Annotated in this window: 12 protein-coding genes, 3 rRNA genes and 1 pseudogene; 6 read left to right on the forward strand and 10 right to left on the reverse strand. The window is 56.3% G+C overall.

The window, feature by feature from the left end:
- Positions 1 to 44 precede the first annotated feature (44 nt).
- Entirely contained in the window at positions 45 to 1,367 is a 1,323-nt protein-coding gene (locus ABMV07_RS12135) for an AI-2E family transporter (RefSeq protein ID WP_196981146.1), read from the forward strand.
- Positions 1,368 to 1,471: 104 nt separating this feature from the next.
- Here ABMV07_RS12135 and ABMV07_RS12140 read toward each other — a convergent pair whose 3' ends face one another.
- The 6 genes from ABMV07_RS12140 to ABMV07_RS12165 form a co-directional block, all read right to left on the reverse strand.
- A complete protein-coding gene (locus tag ABMV07_RS12140) occupies positions 1,472 to 2,113 on the reverse strand; it encodes an ABC transporter ATP-binding protein (protein ID WP_374064644.1) in 642 nt (213 codons plus the stop codon).
- The gene (locus ABMV07_RS12145; RefSeq protein ID WP_374064645.1) at positions 2,100 to 3,728 is read right to left on the reverse strand and encodes an ABC transporter permease subunit; all 1,629 of its coding nucleotides are present in this window, start codon (positions 3,726 to 3,728) and stop codon (positions 2,100 to 2,102) included. Before ABMV07_RS12145 ends, ABMV07_RS12140 begins: the two co-directional genes overlap by 14 nt.
- A complete protein-coding gene (locus ABMV07_RS12150; protein ID WP_088267166.1) occupies positions 3,721 to 4,671 on the reverse strand; it encodes an ABC transporter permease in 951 nt (316 codons plus the stop codon). The genes ABMV07_RS12145 and ABMV07_RS12150 overlap by 8 nt, the downstream gene beginning before the upstream one ends.
- 48 nt (positions 4,672 to 4,719) lie before the next feature.
- Positions 4,720 to 6,324: an ABC transporter substrate-binding protein gene (locus tag ABMV07_RS12155; RefSeq protein WP_088267165.1), complete on the reverse strand. Its 1,605-nt coding sequence runs from the start codon at positions 6,322 to 6,324 to the stop codon at positions 4,720 to 4,722.
- A 317-nt stretch (positions 6,325 to 6,641) separates the two neighbouring features.
- Complete coding sequence (locus tag ABMV07_RS12160; protein WP_088267164.1) at positions 6,642 to 8,243, reverse strand: inorganic phosphate transporter; 1,602 nt, start codon at positions 8,241 to 8,243, stop codon at positions 6,642 to 6,644.
- 115 nt (positions 8,244 to 8,358) lie between these two features.
- Entirely contained in the window at positions 8,359 to 8,826 is a 468-nt protein-coding gene (locus ABMV07_RS12165; protein WP_374065030.1) for a TSUP family transporter, read from the reverse strand.
- Between ABMV07_RS12165 and ABMV07_RS12170 the strand changes: the two are divergent.
- Positions 8,731 to 9,024 (forward strand): annotated as a pseudogene (locus ABMV07_RS12170) (23S rRNA pseudouridylate synthase); the annotation flags it as partial. The gene ABMV07_RS12165 and the pseudogene ABMV07_RS12170 overlap by 96 nt on opposite strands.
- 266 nt (positions 9,025 to 9,290) lie before the next feature.
- On the opposite strand, the gene rrf reads toward ABMV07_RS12170, so the two are convergent.
- The 3 genes from rrf to ABMV07_RS12185 all read right to left on the reverse strand — a co-directional run bounded on the left by rrf (position 9,291) and on the right by ABMV07_RS12185 (position 14,518).
- A 5S ribosomal RNA gene (rrf, locus tag ABMV07_RS12175) occupies positions 9,291 to 9,407 on the reverse strand.
- Positions 9,408 to 9,558: 151 nt separating this feature from the next.
- Positions 9,559 to 12,643, reverse strand: a 23S ribosomal RNA gene (locus ABMV07_RS12180).
- 356 nt (positions 12,644 to 12,999) lie between these two features.
- Positions 13,000 to 14,518, reverse strand: a 16S ribosomal RNA gene (locus ABMV07_RS12185).
- The 16S, 23S and 5S rRNA genes sit together here, the layout of an rRNA operon.
- Before the next feature lie 705 nt (positions 14,519 to 15,223).
- Here ABMV07_RS12185 and ABMV07_RS12190 point away from each other — a divergent pair.
- Positions 15,224 to 18,931, forward strand: a complete 3,708-nt coding sequence (locus tag ABMV07_RS12190) for a phosphoribosylformylglycinamidine synthase (protein WP_374064646.1) — start codon at positions 15,224 to 15,226, stop codon at positions 18,929 to 18,931.
- An 88-nt stretch (positions 18,932 to 19,019) separates the two neighbouring features.
- Here ABMV07_RS12190 and ABMV07_RS12195 read toward each other — a convergent pair whose 3' ends face one another.
- Positions 19,020 to 19,610, reverse strand: a complete 591-nt coding sequence (locus tag ABMV07_RS12195) for a nucleosidase (RefSeq protein WP_374064647.1) — start codon at positions 19,608 to 19,610, stop codon at positions 19,020 to 19,022.
- 128 nt (positions 19,611 to 19,738) lie between these two features.
- Between ABMV07_RS12195 and ABMV07_RS12200 the strand changes: the two genes are divergently transcribed.
- From ABMV07_RS12200 to ABMV07_RS12210, 3 genes are all read left to right on the forward strand, one after another.
- On the forward strand, positions 19,739 to 20,227 hold the full coding sequence (locus ABMV07_RS12200) for an oxidoreductase (RefSeq protein ID WP_374064648.1): 489 nt from the start codon (positions 19,739 to 19,741) through the stop codon (positions 20,225 to 20,227).
- A gap of 73 nt (positions 20,228 to 20,300) precedes the next feature.
- Entirely contained in the window at positions 20,301 to 22,850 is a 2,550-nt protein-coding gene (locus ABMV07_RS12205; RefSeq protein ID WP_374064649.1) for a (Fe-S)-binding protein, read from the forward strand.
- A gap of 45 nt (positions 22,851 to 22,895) precedes the next feature.
- Positions 22,896 to 23,546, forward strand: a complete 651-nt coding sequence (locus ABMV07_RS12210; protein WP_196977874.1) for a DUF1707 domain-containing protein — start codon at positions 22,896 to 22,898, stop codon at positions 23,544 to 23,546.
- The last annotated feature ends 81 nt before the right edge of the window (positions 23,547 to 23,627 follow it).

The raw sequence follows: 23,627 nt of genomic DNA on the forward strand, positions 1-23,627 counted from the left end.
CTTCGGTTCCGCTCTCTGTGCCAAGCTGTGGCACCATGAAAGCTATGATATCCCGCGACCATAATAAGAAAGATCTCCCCTCGGCGTTGACTGAAGCAGTGGAGAGCGCCGATATAACCCCCTCGGCGCATATAACAGAAGCTACGGCCTACGGTCACCGTGACCGTGCCGTAATTATCGGCATGGATGCGCGTTGGGCAGCTGGCTGGGCGCTTCGTTTTATCATCGTCGCTATCGCCAGCATTATGGCGTGGCGTGGTCTTGGTACAGTCTGGCATGGTGTTCTACCAGTTATTTTGGCAATTTTACTGTCTACGGTGTTGTGGCCTCCTGTGCGCTGGCTGCGCTCCAAAAAGGTACCACCAGCTCTTGCCGTAGTAATCGTCATTTTGGGCTTCTTTGGCATCATCGGAGGCATTTTCGCCGCTATGGCCCCGAGTGTCGGCGCACAATCGAAAGACCTTGTCGACCGCGCAGCTGATGGTGTTAGCCGCCTGCTGGACTGGGCTGAAAACAGTACCTTCGATATTGACACCTCGCAGATCGACGGCTACTTGAGCAACATTACGAACACTCTCAAGGAGCAATCCAGCAACATCGCCAACGGTGTATTCACGGGACTTTCTACAGCCTCCACCATCTTGGTCACCTTGGTTTTGATGCTGATTCTGTCCTTCTTCTTCCTCAAGGACGGCACCCGCTTCCTCCCCATGGTTCGCCGCATCACGGGGCCCAATGTGGGCTGGCACCTCACTGAGGTTTTGACCCGCATTTGGAATACGTTGGCGGGATTCATCCGCACCCAGGCGATCGTTTCGCTTGTCGACGCGGTGCTGATCGGCGTAGGCCTGCTGATCCTCAAGGTGCCGCTGGCCCTCGTTTTGGCAGTCCTCACCTTCTTCGGTGGCTTCATCCCCATCGTCGGTGCTTTCACCGCTGGTGCTCTCGCCGTGGTCATCGCTTTGGTCAGCAACGGCATGTCTAACGCCCTTATGGTGCTGGTCCTCATCATCGCAGTCCAGCAAATCGAAGGCCACATCCTGCAACCAGTCTTGCAGTCCAGGGCCATGAACTTGCACGCCGCTGTGGTACTGCTATCGATCACGGTGGGCTCTACCCTCTTCGGCGTGATCGGAGCTTTCTTGGCAGTGCCAGTCGCTGCTACTTTGGCTGTTCTCGTGCGCTACCACTCCGAGTTGGTGGCGCTTCGAGCTGGCGAAATCACCATCGATGACATGGTCTTGGCTACCGGCGAGGACTCCAGTTCCGACCAACCATGGGGTTCGGTCAAAGAGCAGCTCAGCAAGCTGAGCTTGCGCAAACCCAACGTGATCGTGCGCAAACAGGAAGATCCAACGAACGCCTAGCCCACTCCCGCTACCGCGGGATCGTCCCCGTTACCCCCGCGGATAGCAAAATCCACACCAAATCCTCAAGAAACCGCGAGTTTTCGAGGATTTGGTGTGGATTTTTATTTTTCTCCCCCTATTTGTGCCACTTCATCAGTGCATGCTCGCAGCAATCGGTGGTCGTGGGAGATAAACAGAACTCCGGCACCCTCGTAGGCAATTCTGCGCAACAAATCCACAACAGCTGCGGTAGCCAGCGGATCCAGCATTGATGTGGGCTCGTCGCAAATGAGAAATGCTGGGTCGATAACGAGTGCGCGTGCAATGCAAGCGCGCTGCAGCTGGCCATCACTGACATGACTAGGCAAGCGATCCAACAGGCTGGGGCTTAACAGGGCACGTGCGGCGCACTCTTCTACCCGACGCGCGATCTGTTCTATTGAAAGTTCGCCGGCGATGACGAGTGGTTCCCCGATGATGGTGCGTAGCGTCCAGTTGGGGTTGCAGGCGTCGCGTGGCTGTTGGCTGATACTGACAATATCGGTGCGTCGGTGCGTGCGGTTGTGTGGGACTGGCTCATTATCAATAGTCACGGTACCTGATGTGGGTGCGAGTCGTCCGCTGAGAAGCCCTGCGAGGGTGGTTTTTCCGGATCCTGAGGGTCCGATGAGCCCGAGGAAGTGGTGTCGCGGTAGTTCTAGCGTGATGTTGTCGAGCACTGTGGTGGTGCCGAATCGCATGGTCACGTTGTTAGCGCGTAGCATTTTCGGCCTCCTTTTCTAGGTGCAGTCCGCCGCTGGGTAGGGCTGCGAGTAGTGCGATGCAGAAGGGGTGCTGTGGGTGGATCAGGATGTCGTCGTGGTTGCCTGTGGCGACGATTTCGCCGTCGTTCATGACTGCGATGCTGTCGCATAGGCGCAGTTCGCGGAGGTCTTCGATGTCGTGGCTGATAATGAGAACACCCACGCCGAGATCGTCGGCAAGCGAGCGTAGCAGCGCGAGGATGTCACGGGTGAGTTCGGGGTCGAGTGCGCTGGTGGGTTCGTCGGCGATGATAAAGCGGGGGTTGCCGGCGAGAGCCGCTGCGATTGCTGCGCGTTGTGCCATGCCACCGGAGAGTTGGTGCGGGAACATGTCCGCGACGTCGGCGTTGAGGTGTACGCGTCTGAGCAGGTCGGCTACGGTGACAGGGCTGTGGTGTTGGTCGATGACTTCTTGGATCTGCGCACTGATGCGTCGCACGGGGGTAAAGGATTGGGCGGCTGATTGCGGCACGAATCCTACGACATTTCCGCGTAGCGCCCCGAGCGTGGCCGCGTCCCAGTCGTGGCGCTGCCCGTTGAGCTCAACATGTCCGCTTATCGACGCCCCTTCCGGTGCGATTCCGACAATGGATCGCCCTAGGGTGGTTTTGCCTGACCCGGAGGCACCGATGAGTCCTGTTACTTGCCCTTGCATGAGGGTGAGCGATGCTTCCTGCACTATGCGTGCGGAGTCGACGGAGATGTTCACCCCGGTAAGCGCAATGGTGTCGCCGACGGTGGGTGTCACTCGGGCGGGCTCCGGTGCGGTTGTGGCGCGCGCGAGGCGTTTTCGGGCAAGGGATACCCCTGACAAAGTGGTGGCTAGCAGCACTGCGGCAGGAAAGAGAAGCGCCCACCATGCTCCTCGGATGATGTCTTCGCGGGCGAGGTCCATCAGTGTGCCGAGTGATGGTTCATCGGCTTGGATGCCCAGCCCTAAAAATGACAATGCGGATTCATGCCATACCGCGTGTGGCATGAGCATCACCATGGCAACTACTGCTTGGCCCAAAGCCGCAGGTGCAAGATGTTTACGCAGCACCCATCCAGAGGATGCTCCGGCAGCGTAGGAGGCTTCTACGTAGCCGGATGTGCGCACGGCCAGTACTGATGAGCGCACGATACGAGCAACGGGCGACCAGTGCGTTAACGCGATGGATATGACGATGGCCAGTAACGAGCCTCGAAACAATGCAACGATGACTACGGACAAGATGAGGTGTGGGATGGAATTCACCGCATCGTTGATGCGCATGATGATGCGGTCAATGCGCCCTCCTGTGGTGGCGGCTATCAAGCCAACCACAACGCCTAGTGCGGTGGCGAACAGGGCTGAGAACGCGCCCACCATGAGAGAGACTCTTAAGCTTTCAGCGCTGCGTACGAATAGATCGAATCCGAAGTGGTCGGTGCCAAAAATATGCTTGGCACTTGGTGGTTGTAGTGCATTGTTAAAGCTAGGGGTGCCGGCATCCATTGCTAGGGGCACAATCAGTGCATACAGCAGCACGAGCAAGAAGACTGCCAGGCTTACTGTGTGTTGTTTTGCCCACGACATGTACTGAGCGTTAAACATCGCTTACCCTCGGATCGATCAACATATAGGACAGGTCGCTTGCAAGAGATCCCAGCATGACAACAACTGTGGTGGCAACGGTAATAAAAGCTAAGAGTGGAAAATCTACTGCGATAGCGGATTCCACGGTTGCTTGAGCAAGCCCCGGCCACGAAAAGACCGTTTCGACGATCACCGCACCGACCACGAGTTCGCCTAGGCGGGCACCCAATAGCGTTACCAACGGCATCATAGACATGGGAAGAACATGCTTTAGCAGAACAATTCTTTCTTTAATGCCTCGCAGGCGAGCATTTGCTACAGCTGGTGAACGGGTGGCTTCTACGGTGGCTTGTTGCATTGTGAGCAGCGGCCACGATAGCTGCGATATGGCTAGCACTATGGCGGGCGCTATGAGGTAGGGGCCGACGGTTCCCAGCCGAGGTGCGTATCCGACGGGGCTTGCACCACCGACGGGGATGGCGTGGAGAAAAACCGCAAACAGCAAGACTGTACCGAGTGCGTACACATAGGAGGGGGTTGCCGCGATGAACACGCCTAGGGCATTCACCGCCTTATCGAAGACGCCCCCAGGTCGGCGCGCCGACCATACTCCGAGGATCGTCGCAATTACTAGCATGAGGAGCAACCCAGTAGCTGATAGCAGGATCGTCCAAGGGAGTCGTTCGGCAACTACCGCTGCCACTGGTTTGTTGTACACCCGCGACCAGCCAAGATCACCGGTCAACACGTCTGTCCACCAGCGCAACCACTGGTGGTACCACGGAACGTCCACTCCGAGGGCTGCCGCAATTTTTGCTCGTTCAGCCTCGGTGTAGTCGCCATAGCTCGAACCGAGATAGTGCGCTAGGGGATCAAACGGCGACAGTGCCGCCAGGCCGAACATGATAAACGTAACCACCACGGTGGTCACCGCGATGGTGAGTATTCGCCAGCCCACCATCGCGGTAACTCCGTGGAGATTATCCCTGCGGTGCAATAACGCAGCCACTTACTTTGTCCACTCCGAGATCCGCCACCATGGACCCCAGGTCACACCGTGGATGTGAGGCTCAAGAAGAAGTTCTGGTTTCTTCCATTCGTTCTTCTTGCCCACATACACGTGATCAACATTGACGAGATTCAGCGCTGAAGGGTTGTTCACATATTCTGCTTGAATCTTGCGCCACAGGTTGTTGCGCTTTTCCATGTCTACTTCGCTGCGTGCTTGGTCGAGCAACGCATTTAGCTTTTCGGATCCGTAGTCACCAGGGTTCGCCCACTTTCCAGTGGAGGGTGTACGAGTATGCAGATATTCATAGGCCATAATGGTCAGGTCGTAAGGTGCTGATCCTCCACCTAAGACAACGGAAACATCACCAAGTTTGGTTTCGATTTCATCCCATGTGCTTGCAGTGGTGGGGAAATCGAGTCCCAGCTTTTTCATCTGAGATGAAAACTCGATGGCGATGTCGCGTCGCACGGTGTCGCTTCCGGCATAGTAGAGCTCGACTCGGAATGGCTTTCCGTCTTTCTCACGCACACCGTTAGCATTTTTCACCCAGCCGGCTTCGTCGAGAAGCTTCTCCGCTGCAGCGATGTCCTGCTTGTAATCCAGCGATGGATCATGTGCGTCGCCGTAGATTGATGAAATCAGCGTTGACAGGGTTGTTCCATGTCCGTCGAGAGGTCCGTCGACAAACGCTTGGCGATCCACAGCGAGGTTCAGTGCTTTGCGGACTCGAGGATCGGCGATTTCTGGAATCTTAGGAAAGGAGATGCCACGCCAGTCAGCAGTATGCGTGGTATTAATTTCCAGATCCTTCTTGCCTTCCACGGCTTTGAGTTGGCTAGGTGGGATCGCAGCACCGTCTACTTCACCTGCGGCAACGCGCTGGGCGCGAGCGGTGTCGTCTGCAGCGGTCGTGATAACGAGTTCTTTGACCTCTGGGGCACCTTCGAAGTAGTTCTCGTTGGCTTTGAAGACCACTTCGTCGCCACGGTTTTCTACTAGCTCGTAGGCGCCCGTTCCTACAGGATGCGTATTCAGTTTCGACTCTGTAATCGACCCTTTTGTTAAAAGTTCTGAGGGGGCGATCGCATAGGTCATACGAGATAGAATCTCGGCCAGCGGCACGGTCATTTTGAAGACCACGGTGTGTGGATCTTTTACTTCCACGTCTTTGATCACATCGTAGCGACCAACTACTTCTGATCCCGATTCCAAATCCCGAGCTATTGCATAAGACGCTTTAACATCCTCGGCATCGAAATCAGAACCATCGGTGAATTTCACACCTTCGCGCAGCTTAACGGTCCACTCTGTGGCATCAGCGTTCGAGGTTGGCATTTCGGCAGCCAATGCGGGAACAAAGTTAGGCACTTTTTCTGGGCCGTTTGGTACTGGACGCAATAGGCCGTCATAAACGGGGCTCACACCGGTTTGGCCATAGCCGGTAGCTGGGTGGAATCCATCACCAGCTTTTCGATCTGCTAGAACGAGTCGCGTGGGATGTTCTGAGTCTCCGGAGGCTTCGGATTGTCCTGGATCACCGCAAGCAGTAACGAGGGAGCCAGTGACGAGGCACGCGAGTGTGAGAGGTATCAGTTTTCGCATCTATTGTCCGATCAGTGAGAGTGAGGGGCTTTACCGAGTCGACGTAAACATCACTGCACAACGATTTCAAAAAGCTTTCACGATTAGGAAAATCCCCACGCCCTCACACTCCCCCGCGAATAGTAAAATCCACACCAAATCCTCGAAAAACTCGTGGTTCCCCCGTGATTTGGTGTGAATTATTCGCAACAAGCGCAGCAATTACCCCCACACGGCGTTGAGCAAGAGTTCGCTCGCGATCGACGTCGAACCGGTTGGATTACCCCCACACGGCGTTGAGCAAGAGTTCGCTCGCGATCGACGTCGAACCGGTTGGATTACCCCCACACGGCGTTGAGCAAGAGCACTGCTGCACCGGATACTGCGGCTGCAGCCGGCAGGGTGATAATCCACGCCATGCCGATGGGCTTCATGAGTCGCCAGTTGGCGGATTTGTTGACCACGCCGATACCGAGGATGGCGCCGATCAAGATGTGGGTGGAAGACACCGGCAAGCCGATGACGGATGCGCCCATGACTACTGCTGCGGCGGAAAGTTCAGCTGCGAAGCCGGAGGCGGGGTGCATCTTGGTTAATCCGGTGCCCACGGTGTGGATCACGTAGCGGCCGATGAACCACAAGCCGGCGATCAGTGAGATACCGCAGGTGACCATCAGTGCGGTTGGCACTGCGGCTTTGCCATTGATGGAGTCGGTGCGGAGGACGTCGAGCACTGCGGAAAATGGTCCGATTGCGTTGGCGATGTCGTTCGAGCCGTGGGAGAACGCGAAGGCGGAGGCGGTAAAGACCTGCATCCAAGAAAACAGCACAAAGGTTGCTCGTGTGAGTTCTTGTTGGCGCAGCAGTCGGGAGAAGATCGAAATGGCCATCCAGACTACGACGGAGAGCATCACGAGGATGACCACGTTGCCCAAGTTGCTGATATGCAAGTTGAGGTTCTTAAGTCCTTTGAACAGCATCATGGCACCGATAAGGACGGCGCCTGCGGCGGCGAGCAGCGGCACCCAGTTTTCCAGTGCACGGTGGGTGTTTAGGCTGTCGCGTCGGGTATTGATGCGGTACAGATTGCGGTAGTAGTCAGACTCGAGTTGTTCTGGGTCGAAGTCTGGTTCTTGAATCAAGGCGGCGTCGCGAGTCATGGCGTTGGTGTAGGCCAACTGCTGGATCTCGTTGAGGCGCTCGAAGGAGGCTTTGAAAGACTGGTGCAACTCAATGCGGTCGGCTTTGATCTGGCGAAGCGCCTCGTCTGCTTCTTCGTTGTAGACCAAAATGTGCTTTTTAATAAAGCCGAAGAGCAACCACGCGCAGAGGCCACCGAGTAGTGGCGAAAGCACCCAGGACATGGCAATGCGGCCGATTTCTGCCCATTGCACCATTTCCCAGCCGCCGATTCCTTGGGTAAAGCCCAAGAGCAGCGAGGCACCGACGATACCGCCGACGATGGAGTGCGTGGTGGACACTGGCCAGCCCATCTTGGTGGCCACGAGGAGCCATACTGCGGCGCCAAGGAGGGAGGCCATCATGATGAAGGCGAAGTGTTGGGGGTCGAGGTCGATGGCGCCGAGGTCAACGATGCCGGATTTGACGGTGTCGGTAACCTCGCCACCCGCGAGGACGGCGCCGGAGACTTCGAAGATTGCTGCGATCACCAGCGCCTGCTTCATGCTGAGTGTTCCCGCACCCACCGAGGTGCCAAAGGAGTTGGCCACATCGTTACCGCCGATGTTGAAAGCCATGAATACGCCGAAGGCGATCGTGGTGATCAGCATGGCTTTGTTGGCGTCGGGGCCAACGTATCCCATGGACCATGTGATGAAGAAGATCAGCGCCACTGCGAGCATTCCACCAAAGGTGAGGTGCCACCATTTGTCGGAGCGCTGATCGAGGGGAGCGCCACTGAGCATCACGCTGTCCGTCATAGTGCTCAACTTTCTGTTGATTCAAGCAAAAACCTGTTGGTCATATTCTCTCATCAAGGTGAACAGAAAGTTACACGAAGATCACCTGCACTCGTTTTGTGACTACAGACACATTCTATTGCGCTACTCCAGCTCGCTGCCAACCCCGCAGAGTTAATCCCACACCGGTCACAATCGCGAGCAATGCCACCCACCACGGCCTCGGTAGGTTGACTGCCACGATGGCGGTGCACATGTGTCCGCCCAGGGTGATGGGGTTTAGTCGTGAGATCAGCCATGCGGCCGCGGGGCTGGTAACAACTCCACCGATGAGCAGGGCTATGACGGCGAAGATCTGTTCGCGAAATTGTGGCCAAAGACCAATCACAAAGCCGGTAGACGCCGCCATGGCTACTAGAAATTCTGCGGTGTTCACGGTGCCTACTACGCTTCGTGGCGATTGCCTGCCCATGGATAACAAGGTTGAGGTGGTCACGGGCCCCCAGCCGCCACCATTGAGCGTATCGACGCCCCCACGCAACAACACCTCCATGCCCTCCACGGAACCGACATAGACCTTGCCCGCTATACCCTCAAACCACATACCGGAAAGACCCACCAACTCCGCCTCCACATGCTCGCAGCCGGCGTCCCCATCCTTGGCGACACCATCTACCCCACAATCCTCGACGAAGACGCAGAAGACTATTCCCGACCCATGCACCTGACCAGTACTGAGCTGGGGTTTATTGATCCGCTCACCGGCCGGCCCCGCTTGTTCACCGGTACAGTAATCCGCTAGCAGGGGTGCAGGATCGCGGGATCATGGCCCTGTTCGTGTTCTCGTGTTGTCGAATCCACGTCCACGAATCCGTGATCACGAAAACCCCAACACCCCAAACCCACACCCAAGCCCCCGAGCATGGATTTACGTAGTCACGAACACGAGAACACGACAAACACCAACCCGCCCCCCCTTAGCGTGGGCAAAAAAAGGGGGGTTGTGGTGGTGTGAAACACACATAATGTTTCACGCCACCACAACCCCATATTATTTTTTAAGTTTTAGGTTGGCAGCGACCTACTCTCCCACACCCTCCCAGGTGCAGTACCATCAGCGCAATCGGGCTTAGCTTCCGGGTTCGGAAAGGGACCGGGCGTACCCCCGACACAATAACCACCAACACACACAACCAACCACCCACGGCGACAGGCATGCCATGCCAGACACTGCACAGCAGACGCAAGCAACACTTTTATTCATTCAAACCATCACCCACACAAAAAAAAGGGGTGAGATGTCCATAATGCTTTATTATTCTTTTTGCTCGTTACACAATGTTATTACTCGGTCATATTAGTACCAGTCACCTTAACGCATTACTACGCTTCCAGATCTGGCCTATCAACCCCCTAGTCTAGAGGGAACCTCAAAAGAAACCTCATCTCAAAACAGGCTTCCCGCTTAGATGCTTTCAGCGGTTATCCCTCCCGTACGTAGCCAACCAGCCCTGCCACTGGCGTGACAACTGGCACACTAGAGGTACGTCCGTCCCGGTCCTCTCGTACTAGGGACAGCCTTCTTCAAGTTTCAACGCGCGCGGCGGATAGAGACCGAACTGTCTCACGACGTTCTAAACCCAGCTCGCGTGCCGCTTTAATGGGCGAACAGCCCAACCCTTGGGACCTACTCCAGCCCCAGGATGCGACGAGCCGACATCGAGGTGCCAAACCATCCCGTCGATATGGACTCTTGGGGAAGATCAGCCTGTTATCCCCGGGGTACCTTTTATCCGTTGAGCGACACCACTTCCACAAGTAGATGCCGGATCACTAGTCCCGACTTTCGTCCCTGCTCGACCTGTCAGTCTCACAGTCAAGCTCCCTTGTGCACTTACACTCACCACCTGATTGCCAACCAGGCTGAGGGAACCTTTGGGCGCCTCCGTTACATTTTAGGAGGCAACCGCCCCAGTTAAACTACCCACCAGGCACTGTCCCCAACCCAGATCATGGGCCAAGGTTAAGGTGCTCAATCCGATCAGAGTGGTATTTCAACTTTCGACTCCACAACCACTAGCGTGACCACTTCACAGTCTCCCACCTATCCTACACAAACCGAACCAAACACCAATACCAAGCTATAGTGAAGGTCCCGGGGTCTTTTCGTCCTGCCGCGCGTAACGAGCATCTTTACTCGTACTGCAATTTCACCGGGCCTGTGGTTGAGACAGCAGGGAAGTCGTTACGCCATTCGTGCAGGTCGGAACTTACCCGACAAGGAATTTCGCTACCTTAGGATGGTTATAGTTACCACCGCCGTTTACTGGGGCTTAAATTCTCCGCTTCGGACAACAATGCCCTAACAGGTCCTCTTAACCTTCCAGCACCGGGCAGGCGTCAGTCCGTATACATCAACTTCCACGTTTTCGCACGGACCTGTGTTTTTAATAAACAGTCGCTTCCCTCTATTCTCTGCGACCACCACCAGCTCAACCACGTCGGTCACCAGCAATGGTCCCCCTTCTCCCGAAGTTACGGGGGCAATTTGCCGAGTTCCTTAACCACAGTTCACCCGATCGCCTTAGTATTCTCTACCTGACCACCTGTGTCGGTTATGGGTACGGGCCATATATGCACTCGCTAGAGGCTTTTCTCGACAGTACAGGATCACCAACATCAACCACAAAGGTCTACGCATCACGCCTCACCCACTATGCGACACGGATTTACCTATGCCACGGGCCACACGCTTACACCACAATCCACTACATGGCTCAGCTACCTCACTGCGTCACCCCATCACTTGGCTACTACCAACGAAGATCCCACGCACATCACCACCAACCACACAAAAAGCATGACCAGAAGATCCATGGATGGTTAGTACCACTGATTCACCACTGGGCGCACATACACGGGTACCAGAATATCAACTGGTTATCCATCGACTACGCCTGTCGGCCTCGCCTTAGGTCCCGACTCACCCTGGGAAGATTAGCTTAACCCAGGAACCCTTAGTCATCCGGCGGAAAAGTTTTCCACTTTTCATTCGTTACTCATGCCTGCATTCTCACTCGCACACACTCCACACCATCAAGTCACCCAGGTGCTTCACAGCAGTGCACGACGCTCCCCTACCCAACCAACAAAAAATGCTGACTGCCGCGGCTTCGGCGGTGTACTTGAGCCCCACTACATTGTCGGCGCAGAACCACTCGACCAGTGAGCTATTACGCACTCTTTCAAGGATGGCTGCTTCTAAGCCAACCTCCTGGCTGTCTTCGCGATCCCACATCCTTTTCCACTTAGTACACCCTTAGGGGCCTTAACCGGCGATCTGGGCTGTTTCCCTCTCGACCAACGGAGCTTATCCCCCGCAGTCTCACTGCCATGCTTAACATTACCGGCATTCGGAGTTTGGCTGACATTGCTAAGATTGTAGTCCCGCTCAACCAACCAGTAGCTCTACCTCCAGCAAGAAACACACAACGCTGCACCTAAATGCATTTCGGGGAGAACCAGCTATCACGGAGTTTGATTGGCCTTTCACCCCTACCCACAGCTCATCCCCTCAGTTTTCAACCTAAGTGGGTTCGCGCCTCCACAACCTCTTACAGCTGCTTCACACTGGCCATGGGTAGATCACCCCGCTTCGGGTCCAGAACATGCCACTAACAAACACCCTCATTAGGATTCGCTTTCGCTACGACTACCCCACACGGGTTAACCTCGCGACATGCCGCTGACTCGCAGGCTCATTCTTCAAAAGGCACGCCATCACCCCACAAAAAAGGCTCTGACGGATTGTAAGCACACGGTTTCAGGTACTATTTCACTCCCCTCCCGGGGTACTTTTCACCATTCCCTCACGGTACTAATCCGCTATCGGTCATCATAAGTATTTAGGCTTACCGGGTGGTCCCGGCAGATTCACAGCAGATTCCACGAGCCCGCTGCTACTCGGGAACATCATCCACTCACATGCATGCACTTTCACGTACGGGACTCTCACCCACTACGGCAGGCCATTCCAAACCACTTCCGCTAACACACACATACACAAGCGAGGAGCCGGCAGCCTCCTCCAACAACGCCCCACAACACCACACACGCAACCCCTGCCAGGTATCACACGCATACGGTTTAGCCTCATCCACGTTCGTTCGCCACTACTAGCAGAATCATTAATTATTTTCTTCTCCTACGGGTACTAAGATGTTTCACTTCCCCGCGTCACCCCCACACCAGCTATACATTCACTGATGGGTAACCACACATAACCATGGCCAGGTTTCCCCATTCGGACACCCTCGGATCAACGCTCTATTGGCAACTCCCCGAGGCCTATCGCGGCCTTACACGTCCTTCATCGGCTCATAATGCCCAGGCATCCACCGTGTGCCCTTCACAAACAACACACATGTAACAAACAAAAACACCAAGAACAATTAAAGAATAAAGATTACTCGCGTCCACTATACAGTTCTCACACAACACACCAACCACAAGGTCCCATGACAGCACAACCAGCACACAACCAGCCACACCACACAAAACCACGTGAGTGATCAACCAGAACAACCACGTTGCCCCAGACACCCAACAGCGCACCAACACACACAAACAAGAAAAAACACACAACAACCACAAACACAACAACCACAACACCCTCACACCACACAGCGCGAGAAAAAACCATCATGGGTCACACGCATCCACCCGGATACAAAAAACAACAGGCAACAACTGTCACCCAACAATAAAAACTCCTTAGAAAGGAGGTGATCCAGCCGCACCTTCCGGTACGGCTACCTTGTTACGACTTCGTCCCAATCGCCGATCCCACCTTCGACAGCTCCTCCCACAAAGGTTAGGCCACTGGCTTCGGGTGTTACCAACTTTCATGACGTGACGGGCGGTGTGTACAAGGCCCGGGAACGTATTCACCGCAGCGTTGCTGATCTGCGATTACTAGCGACTCCGACTTCATGGGGTCGAGTTGCAGACCCCAATCCGAACTGAGGCCGGCTTTCAGCGATTCGCTCACCCTCACAGGCTCGCAGCGCGTTGTACCGACCATTGTAGCATGTGTGAAGCCCTGGACATAAGGGGCATGATGATTTGACGTCATCCCCACCTTCCTCCGAGTTAACCCCGGCAGTCTCTCATGAGTCCCCACCATAACATGCTGGCAACATAAGACAAGGGTTGCGCTCGTTGCGGGACTTAACCCAACATCTCACGACACGAGCTGACGACAACCATGCACCACCTGTATACAGACCACAAGGGAAAACGTATCTCTACGCCGATCCTGCATATGTCAAGCCCAGGTAAGGTTCTTCGCGTTGCATCGAATTAATCCACATGCTCCGCCGCTTGTGCGGGCCCCCGTCAATTCCTTTGAGTTTTAGCCTTGCGGCCGTACTCCCCAGGCGGGGCGCTTAATGCGTTAGCTACGGCACGAAAGTCGTGGAAGACCCTCACACCTAGCGCCCACCGTTTACGGCATGGACTACCAGGGTATCTAATCCTGTTCGCTCCCCATGCTTTCGCTCCTCAGCGTCAGTTACTGCCCAGAGACCTGCCTTCGCCATCGGTGTTCCTCCTGATATCTGCGCATTCCACCGCTACACCAGGAATTCCAGTCTCCCCTACAGCACTCAAGTTATGCCCGTATCGCCTGCACGCCCGGAGTTAAGCCCCGGAATTTCACAGACGACGCGACAAACCACCTACGAGCTCTTTACGCCCAGTAATTCCGGACAACGCTCGCACCCTACGTATTACCGCGGCTGCTGGCACGTAGTTAGCCGGTGCTTCTTATCTAGGTACCGTCACAAAAGCTTCGTCCCTAGCGAAAGAGGTTTACAACCCGAAGGCCGTCATCCCCCACGCGGCGTCGCTGCATCAGGCTTGCGCCCATTGTGCAATATTCCCCACTGCTGCCTCCCGTAGGAGTCTGGGCCGTATCTCAGTCCCAATGTGGCCGTCCACCCTCTCAGGCCGGCTACCCGTCGACGCCTTGGTAGGCCATTACCCCACCAACAAGCTGATAGGCCGCGGGCTCATCTCGTACCGAAAAAACTTTCCACCACACACACTAAAGCATGGTCCTATCCAGTATTAGACCCAGTTTCCCAGGCTTATCCCGAAGTACGAGGCAGATCACCCACGTGTTACTCACCCGTTCGCCACTCGAGTACCTAGCAAGCTAGGCCTTTCCGTTCGACTTGCATGTGTTAAGCACGCCGCCAGCGTTCGTCCTGAGCCAGGATCAAACTCTCCATAAAAAATCAGTCAAAAGACCAACCCTTTTAAGCTGGAACAAGCCCAACCAACTGGCTAAAAACCACCACAAACAACACAACATTGCCTGCGACTGGCAAAAAAATAAAAAATAATGATTTGCTCTATCAAAAACGTGGCCATCATCCCTTTGACGAGGAAAAATAATCATGACCACCAACACAACAATTCACAATAACCATCATGTTATTTACAAGCCATGGCACACTTGCCGGCCGTATGACAACATCACGTTCATCATCATTGCATATATCTTTTTCTTATCCGATCCCCACCCCATAAAAAGATGGGAACCAAAAGTACATTGGCACACTATTGAGTTCTCAAACAACACAATCACACCACCACACACCATCATTAACTAATGATGCCTAGCGGAAAATTACTTGTATTCTTGCCGACCAGCTTGTTTTCCTCCCGCCTACTCTCACTCATGTAAGGGGCGGTGTCGGTCGCGGCGACTTGATTAAATGTACACACCACGACCTGTTGACACAACTCCACAGGTCACAACAGGTTTTTAACGTTGAGGAAAGGAAAACACCCTGCGGGATACGTCGATAAGCGGACAATCCCGCGAAAACCGTACTGGTTATAACAGGCGCTGGGTTTATTGCGGCCGTAACTTAGACTTTTGCGTAGTTCTATAAAGGCATTCGAGGAACCCTACTGAAAGGTGCACCATCGTTATGGACGCGCGTCTTGCCATTCGCCGCTCACCCGACTTCCGCGACGAGGAGCGCGCACTATTGCGTTCCCTCAACAACCTAGAAGGCGTTGACCTCACCGACGTCCAGATCATCAATGTCTACGACGTCTTCGACGCCACCGAAGCAGACATCACCGCCCTGACAAACTCCGTGGTCAGCGACGCCAAGGTGGACACCGTACTCACTACAGCTGAGCTCGACACCATCATCGAACAAGCAGCGGCTCATCTCGCAGTCGAACCACTACCTGGCCAATACGACCAGCGCGCCGACGCAGCCGAACAAGCACTACGACTGCTCAATCCCCACACCAACGCACGTGTGACCTCCGGCGAACTCTATATATTCAGCGACCTAACCGAAGAGGCATTCGCCAACATCCGCGACTACCTCATTAACCCCGTCGAAGCAGGCGAGAAAAACCTCGACGTACTGCGCGCACCATCCATGGGCGACATCGCCCCACTCAAGCAGTACCCAGATTTCTCTGAGCTCGACGATGCTGGCTTGGGCGCCTTGCTGGTCAGCGAAGGCATGGCCATGAGCTTGGCAGACCTGAAGCTTATTCAGGAATACTTCCGCACCGAAGGCCGCATCCCCACCGAGGTTGAACTGGCAGCACTGGACACCTACTGGTCCGATCACTGCCGCCACACCACCTTTAATACTGAATTGACGGAGATCACCAACTCCAGCAGTCGTTACGGTGCCCAGCTCGACCGCGCACTGAAGCGTTACGACGAACTCCGCGAGGCCAACGGTCGCACTCATAAGCCACGCACACTCATGGACTTGGGCACCATCATGGGCCGTGAGCTACGTCGCAACGGAACCATGACCGATCAAGAAGTCAGCGAAGAAATCAACGCCTGCTCCGTGTACGTTGACGTGGACACCCCAGAAGGCGACAAGCCTTGGCTGCTGATGTTCAAAAACGAAACCCACAACCACCCCACCGAAATCGAACCATTCGGTGGCGCATCCACCTGCCTCGGTGGTGCAATCCGCGACCCACTATCCGGCCGCTCCTGGGTTTACCAAGCAATGCGCATCTCCGGCGCCGGTGACATCAACACCCCACGCACCGAAACGATCGACGGCAAACTGCCCCAGGCAGACATCAGTGCCCGCGCAACCCACGGCTACTCCAGCTACGGCAACCAGATCGGTCTGGCAACCACGAGCGTCCGTGAGCTAATTCATCCAGGTTACGTTGCCAAGCACATGGAACTCGGTGCCGTTGTTGCAGCCGCACCACAAGAAAACGTCAAGCGCCTAGAGCCACAACCAGGCGACGTCGTGATCATCCTCGGTGGTCGCACCGGACGCGACGGCGTGGGCGGAGCCACCGGATCCTCCAAGGCACACGACGAAGAATCCTTGGCACGCTCGGGTGCGGAAGTCCAAAAGGGCAACCCCGTCAACGAACGCAAGATCCAACGCCTATTCCGCCGACCAGAAATCGCCCAAATGATCGTGCGCTGCAATGACTTCGGCGCAGGTGGCGTATCCGTCGCAGTCGGCGAACTCACCGACAGCATCGACATCCACTTGGATCGTGTACCACTGAAATACACCGGCCTTAACGCCCGCGAAATCGCCATCTCCGAGTCCCAGGAACGCATGGCAGTCGTCGTGCGCCCAGAAGACGCAGCCGCCTTCATCGAAGCAGCCGCAACCGAAAACATCGAGGCCGTAGAGCTCGCCACCGTCACCGACAGCGGACGCCTGCGCATGTTCCTCGGTGAGGACGTAGTCCTCGACCTCTCTCGCGAATTCCTCGAAACCAACGGCGCAGCACGCTCCCAGAGCGTAGAAATGCGCGATACAGGAGACGTCGAAAAGCCTGCTCAGCCAGCAACCGTCCTCGAATCCTTGACCCGCCACGGCTCCCAAGAAGGCATGGTCGAACAATTCGACGCCACCGTCGGACGCTCCACCGTACTCATGCCTTACGGCGGTCGCACCCAAAAGACCGACGAACTCGCATCCGTACAAACCTTCCCAGTACCAGGCGGATCCCACACCGCATCGGTCATGACCTACGGATTCAGCCCAGAGCTCGCCGACGTCTCCCCCTACCTCATGGGCTCCTACTCCGTCGTCGAAGCACTCAGCCGACTCGTCGCCACCGGTGCCAACGCACGCGGCGCATGGCTGTCCGTCCAAGAATACTTCCAGCGCCTCGACCAAAAACCAGAACTCTGGGGCGAAGTAACCCAGGCACTCCTAGGCCTTCTTGAAGCACAAGACGCCTTCGAAGTAGCTGCCATCGGCGGCAAGGACTCCATGAGTGGCACCTACGGCGATGAGCTGCACGTTCCCGCAACGCTGGTCACCTTCGCAGTCGCAACCATGGACGCACGCCGTACCCTCAGCGCCGCCATCCCAAGCGGCGAATTCGACGTCTACCACCTCGCCCACACCCCGCTGGAAACCGGCGAAGCCAACTACGAGCAACTCCGCGCCAACTTCGACGCCTTCCATGACCTCGCCGCCACCGGCACCCTCTCGGCAGCCTCCCCCATCATCCCAGGTGGACTCGGCGCCACCATAGTGAACATGCTGCTCGGCAACGAACTCGGATTCCAGGGCACCGCCACCACCAACGCAGCCCTCGGTGGCCTCGTATTCGCGGTCCCGGCCGGCACCGCAGTCGAGCTTGCCGACGCCCAACTCATCGGTCACACCAACCCATCCGGCGAGATCGCCTTCGGCGAAGAAACCTTCACCATCGCCGACGCACTTGACACCCTGGAGCGCGACTACCGCGAGGTCTACCCCCTCAACGTAACCACCGCAGACGTAGACGTCCTCCCAGATTTTGCAACCGCTCTACCCAAGGCGGATTCGGATTCTGTCGAAGCCAACGCCTCCGCCAGCGACAAAGCCGTGCACGTGTTGCTGCCAGTATTCCCAGGCACCAACTCCGAATACGACATAGCAGAGGCCTTCGAAGCAGCAGGTGCCACCACCGAATTCCACATCATTCGAAACCTCAACTCGGAGATGATGGCTGCTGACACAGAAGCGTTTATCACCAAGCTGCAATCCGCCAACATCTTGGCGTTCTCCGGTGGATTCTCCCTCGGCGACGAACCAGACGGCTCCGCAAAATTCATGGCAGCCTTCCTACGCTCCGACGCCGTAGCCACAGCGGTCAAGGACTTCGTGGATCGCGACGGCCTCGTCCTCGGTATCTGCAACGGCTTCCAAGCACTGGTCAAGAGTGGATTCCTGCCATACGGCGACCCCGCCAAGATGACCGCAGAATCCCCAACGTTGGCACACAACCGTCAACTGCGACACGTCTCGCGTATCGTAACTACCCGCGTCAGCTCCGTAGCCTCCCCATGGCTAGGAACCTTCGCACTCGGACAGCAGCACCTCATGCCGGTTTCTCACGGCGAAGGCCGCTTCGTAGTATCCGAAAAGGAAGCGCAAGCACTGTTTAGCGCAGGTCAGGTGGCATTCCAATACGTGGATTCCGACGGCACCCCCACCATGGAAGCACCTGCGAACCCCAACGGTTCCAACTACGCCATTGAGGGCATCATTTCCCCAGATGGTCGCATCCTTGGCAAGATGGGACACCCCGAGCGCTTCCGCGACGGCCTCATGCGCAACATCCCAGGCATGGAGGTTCAAGACATCTTCGCTAACGCGGTGAACTACTGCCGTAAGTAGTCAACGCTAGCTCCGTCGATATTCATCGGTCCGGCGAGTTGGGTAGCACCACCACAATGGTGCCCCACTCGCCGGACCGATTTTTCTTCTAGCCCAGGCACACAATCTGGGCTACGCATTCCCCTAGTGTGGCGGCTCCGCCACGTGCGGCGTCGTGCCACTTGGCGGCCGCAGATTCATCAGCATGATCGCTGACCTGCTTAATTAAAGTAACGGGGATCCCGAATTCCTGCGCCACTTTTACAATGGCATACCCTTCCATATCGCATAGTTGGGTCTGCTGGGCTAGGCGGTCGCGGGTGGCGGTGTCAGAAATAAAGGTGTCGCCAGTAGCAAGCCCTGCTGTGGGCAAAGAGGTCACAGTAGGCAGATCAATGCGGTTAGCAAAAGGGCGACCGGTAATGGCAGCTAGTGTTTCATGATCAAAGTCGTGTTTGATCACGTGGTCGATCTCGAAAATTCCGGAGCAGTTAGGGGTTAAGCTACCGGCGGTTCCGGCATTGATAATGCGGCTGGGGCGGTGGCCGCGGGAGTGGGCGTCGACAAGCGCCTTGGTCAGGGTGATGGCGGCGTTGAGCGTTCCGATGCCGGTGATCAAGGTGGGAATACTGGCAGGCATGCCGCCTGCTTCTTCAGGGGCGGCGATCACGATGAGAGGGTGGCCGTTGCGTATATCCATTCTTCTTATTGTGGCACCCCTTGGTGAATGAGGTGCGAATAAATTACTAGACAGATCAGTACTTATCGGCATAGATTTGATAGACTAGGCAGTCTATCAACGAAATATGAGCAGAAAGGGGTACCTCGATGGCTACACCACTCCACATCGCAGTTATCGGCGCAAACGCCGCCGGACTATACACCGCTGACCTGCTCATGCCCTGCCACAACAACCATCGCAGCATCCACGTAGACATCATCGACCCCGCCCCGGCCCCCATCGGTATAAGCCCCTACGCCCAAACAACAATCGCGCACCCCCTGCAATCAGTCACAACATCGACCACCAAGGTCATCGGAGGTGTCACGGTGGGCACCGACATCAGCACCACCGAACTCAGCTCCCACTACGCAGCTGTGATCACCCCTGCCACGACCGATCTGACAATCCAAGCGCAAGTAGCCGCCGCACTCACCGCCTTACCGCAGCCTGCCGTCGATCTGCCTGGCATCCTACGGAAGCGATCCATCGTCCACACCGAATGGCGCCACAGCCTGCACCTTCCCACAGGTCGCAGCCTCGCCGACTGGCAACAAGCCCTGACAACGGCCCACGGCGCACCCGTGTGCTTCTGAAATGTCATGGCCACCCTTTAAGGTTAGAAACGACAGTTGTACTGACTTCCTCAAAGGACCGTGATCACTCGCTATGCCGCTGACTATCACCACAGTGCTGGGTTTCCTTGGGATCGTCTTGTCCGCGCCCGCGTGGTTCTATTTCATCCGCGCGGCGGCGCACCTGTATAAGTTCGTGGCCCAGGGACAGCCCTCCCCCGGCCGCACACACCAACTTGGCAGGCGCGCATGGCAAACGTTCGTCGAGGTATTTTTCCATACCGAGCTTCGACGCAAACCAGCTGTTGCGGTTGCGCACTGGTTTGTGATGCTCGGCTTCCTCTTCGGCTCCATCGTCTGGTTTGAGGCTTACATCCAAACCTTCCGCCCCGATTCTGGGTGGCCGTTGCTCTCTCATTGGTCGGTGTATCACTTTGTCGAGGAAATTTTGGCACTCGGCACGGTGCTGGGTGTGCTGTTCTTGTTCGCTGTACGCCTGAATACCGGTATGCGAGATCGCCTCGCACGGTTTTATGGGTCAAACGCTACCGCCGCTTACTTTGTTGAGGCAGTGGTGTTTGTCGAGGGCTTGGGAATGCTCTTGGTTAAGGCGGGCAAGATCGCAACTTATGGGCATGCGTCGGTGTGGGCTGATTGTGTGACCCGTTTTATTGCGTTGGTGCTTCCGGCAAGCCCCACCCTTGTGAGTGTGTTTGCGCTGGTGAAGCTACTCAGCGGCATGATCTGGCTCGTGGTTGTGGCCCATAATTTGTCGTGGGGTGTGGCATGGCACCGCTTTTTGGCGTTTTTCAATATTTTCTTCCGCCGCAATCCTGATGGTTCGCAGGCGTTGGGCAAGTTGCAGCCGTTATATTCCGACGGCGAGGTGCTCACGTTGGACACGGCTGACGACGATTCCACGCTTGGCGTAGGCACTATCGAAGACGCTCCTTGGAAGATGCTTCTCGACGTATCCACCTGTACCGAATGTGGTCGCTGCCAAGAACAGTGCCCAGCATGGAACACAGAAAAGCCTCTGAGCCCCAAGATGTTGGTTACGGATCTTCGCGATGCTGCAATCGAATACTTTGATTCCTCCCACGAGTCCTTTGATGTGCTCGCATTAGCCGGAAATAACGGTGTGATCAGCGATGATGTGCTGTGGTCGTGCACCAACTGTGGTGCCTGTGTTGAGCAGTGCCCCGTGGATATTGAGCACATCGACCATGTGTCCAACCTGCGTCGTTTCCAAGTGCTCGCCGAGTCGAATTTCCCCTCCGAGCTAGGTGGAATGTTTAAAAACTTGGAGGTCAAGGGCAATCCGTGGGGGCGCAACTCCCAAGAGCGCGCCACGTGGATCGACGAGGCGCGTCGTGACGGAATTGAAGTACCAGTCTTTGGTGAAGACATCACGGACTTTGAGGACACGGAGTACCTGTTCTGGGTTGGCTGCGCCGGCGCATTTGACGACGACGGTCGCCGCACCACACGTGCCGTCGTCGAGCTGCTGCATACCGCCGGAGTGAAATTCGCAGTACTTTCCAAAGGCGAAACCTGCACCGGCGACCCAGCTCGCCGCGCGGGTAACGAATTCCTCTTCCAAATGCTGGCCACAGAAAATATCTCCACCCTCGATGATGTTTTTGACGGTGTCCCCCAAGGTCAGCGCAAAATCATCACCACCTGCCCGCACTGCTTTAACACCCTGCGCAACGAGTACCCCGACTTCGACGGGCACTACGACGTCTTCCACCACACCCAGCTACTGAACCGTCTGGTACGCGAAGGCCTCCTTACCCCCGTCCCGCGCCGACCAGAAGACCGCGCACCGATCACCTACCACGATCCGTGCTTCCTCGGCCGACACAACAAAATCTTCGACCCACCACGCGAACTTCTGGGTGTTACCGGAATGGAACTCGTGGAAATGGACCGCAACCGCAACGAAGGCTTCTGCTGTGGCGCTGGCGGTGCCCGCATGTTCATGGAAGAAAAACTCGGCACCCGTATTAACGAAAACCGAGCTGCGGAAGCAGTAGCCACCGGTGCAACCGAAATCGCCGTGGGCTGCCCCTTCTGCAACACCATGATGACCAACGGCGTCAAAGCCGTTACCGAAAATACGCCCATCGTCCGCGATGTGGCCACCATGCTTCGCGACGCCATCAGCACCGACGGCACCTTGCCCGCCCCTCACGAACGCGCCTTCCTCGATCTCCCCATCCGATTTGCGCGTGCAACAACTCCCGAGACTCAACCAGCTGCGCCCAAACCAGTGGCACCTGCAGCACCAGCGGTCCCGACCATGCCTGCGGCTCCTGCTGCCCCAACAACACCGGTGCCACCTAGTACTCCAGCTCCTGGTGCGGCCGTGCCACCTGCGGCTGCGCCTCCTGCGGCAGTACCTCCGGTAGCGGTTCCACCAGTGGCAACTCCCCCGGTTGCCGCGCCACCCACTCCAGTTCCACCGACACCAGTGCCACCAGCGGCGGTCCCGCCTGTAGTTGTACCGCCTGCGGCCGTGCCACCTGCGGCAACGCCTCCGGTAGCGGTTCCACCGGCAGCCGTGCCGCCTGCGACCGTTCCACCGGCGCCACAACCCCCAATGGCGCAGCCGCCGCAAGCACAACCGCCACAGCAGTAGCAAAGGTCTAACCCCCCACTATTTCAGGGTGTTTCCTGATACTGCGTGGAGGCGCGGGCTGGTATTTTGGAGTGCATGTTTGATCCCTACCAGCCTGATTATCGCATCGGTGACGCGGAGCGCCGACAAGCAATGGACGACCTCGGCGAGCACTTCGCCGCCGGCCGCCTCGACCTAGCCACCTACGAGCAGCGACTCGACGTAGTCACCAATGCCACAATGATGTCGCAGCTATCCGAGCTTTTTGACGACCTCCCCGTCAACAGCGCGCAGGCGCCGTCGACAACCGGCACGATGGCTGTCTATTCCGCAGCGGAAGTGTCCGAGGCACACCGCAGCGGCCGCAATATTCGAACGGGGATCATGGGATTGACCTCGGTCCTTTGCGTTATGGCGACTTCAGTCACCGAGGAAGGCCTTTATATGTTCCTCATCCCCATCGTCGCAATCTTGCTCTACGTATTAAAGGTAGGACCCAAGCAGTGGTATGCACCTAGTACCCGCCAGCTGGAGAAACAACGCATGCGCCAGATATCTGCAGCTCACCAAAATCAGCTGCTCGCGTTGCAGGCTTCGCAGAATCAGCAACGTGCGATCGCTAAGGCGGAGCGCAAGCGCAAGCAGGCGGAACTGAACTCTATTGTCATGGATCTAGCAACGGACACGCTCAAGCGTTTCCGCGATAAGAGCCGCTAAGCGCTCATCAAACAGTATTAAAAGGTACAGCCTCCCCCTGATATGACGGATTGGGATCAACGTCTCAGGGGGACTGTGCCG

The sequence above is a fragment of the Corynebacterium belfantii genome (genome assembly GCF_041898185.1).
Lineage (GTDB): Bacteria > Actinomycetota > Actinomycetes > Mycobacteriales > Mycobacteriaceae > Corynebacterium > Corynebacterium belfantii.

Coding starts and splice junctions, on each gene's coding strand:
- ABMV07_RS12145 (WP_374064645.1), bottom strand. CDS start 3,728: ATGTTTAACGCTCAGTACATGTCGTGGGCAAAACAACACACAGTAAGC.
- ABMV07_RS12200 (WP_374064648.1), top strand. CDS start 19,739: ATGGCTACACCACTCCACATCGCAGTTATCGGCGCAAACGCCGCCGGA.
- ABMV07_RS12150 (WP_088267166.1), bottom strand. CDS start 4,671: ATGGTGGGCTGGCGAATACTCACCATCGCGGTGACCACCGTGGTGGTT.
- ABMV07_RS12140 (WP_374064644.1), bottom strand. CDS start 2,113: ATGCTACGCGCTAACAACGTGACCATGCGATTCGGCACCACCACAGTG.
- ABMV07_RS12160 (WP_088267164.1), bottom strand. CDS start 8,243: ATGACGGACAGCGTGATGCTCAGTGGCGCTCCCCTCGATCAGCGCTCC.
- ABMV07_RS12135 (WP_196981146.1), top strand. CDS start 45: ATGATATCCCGCGACCATAATAAGAAAGATCTCCCCTCGGCGTTGACT.
- ABMV07_RS12190 (WP_374064646.1), top strand. CDS start 15,224: ATGGACGCGCGTCTTGCCATTCGCCGCTCACCCGACTTCCGCGACGAG.
- ABMV07_RS12195 (WP_374064647.1), bottom strand. CDS start 19,610: ATGGATATACGCAACGGCCACCCTCTCATCGTGATCGCCGCCCCTGAA.
- ABMV07_RS12155 (WP_088267165.1), bottom strand. CDS start 6,324: ATGCGAAAACTGATACCTCTCACACTCGCGTGCCTCGTCACTGGCTCC.
- ABMV07_RS12165 (WP_374065030.1), bottom strand. CDS start 8,826: ATGTGGTTTGAGGGTATAGCGGGCAAGGTCTATGTCGGTTCCGTGGAG.
- ABMV07_RS12205 (WP_374064649.1), top strand. CDS start 20,301: ATGCCGCTGACTATCACCACAGTGCTGGGTTTCCTTGGGATCGTCTTG.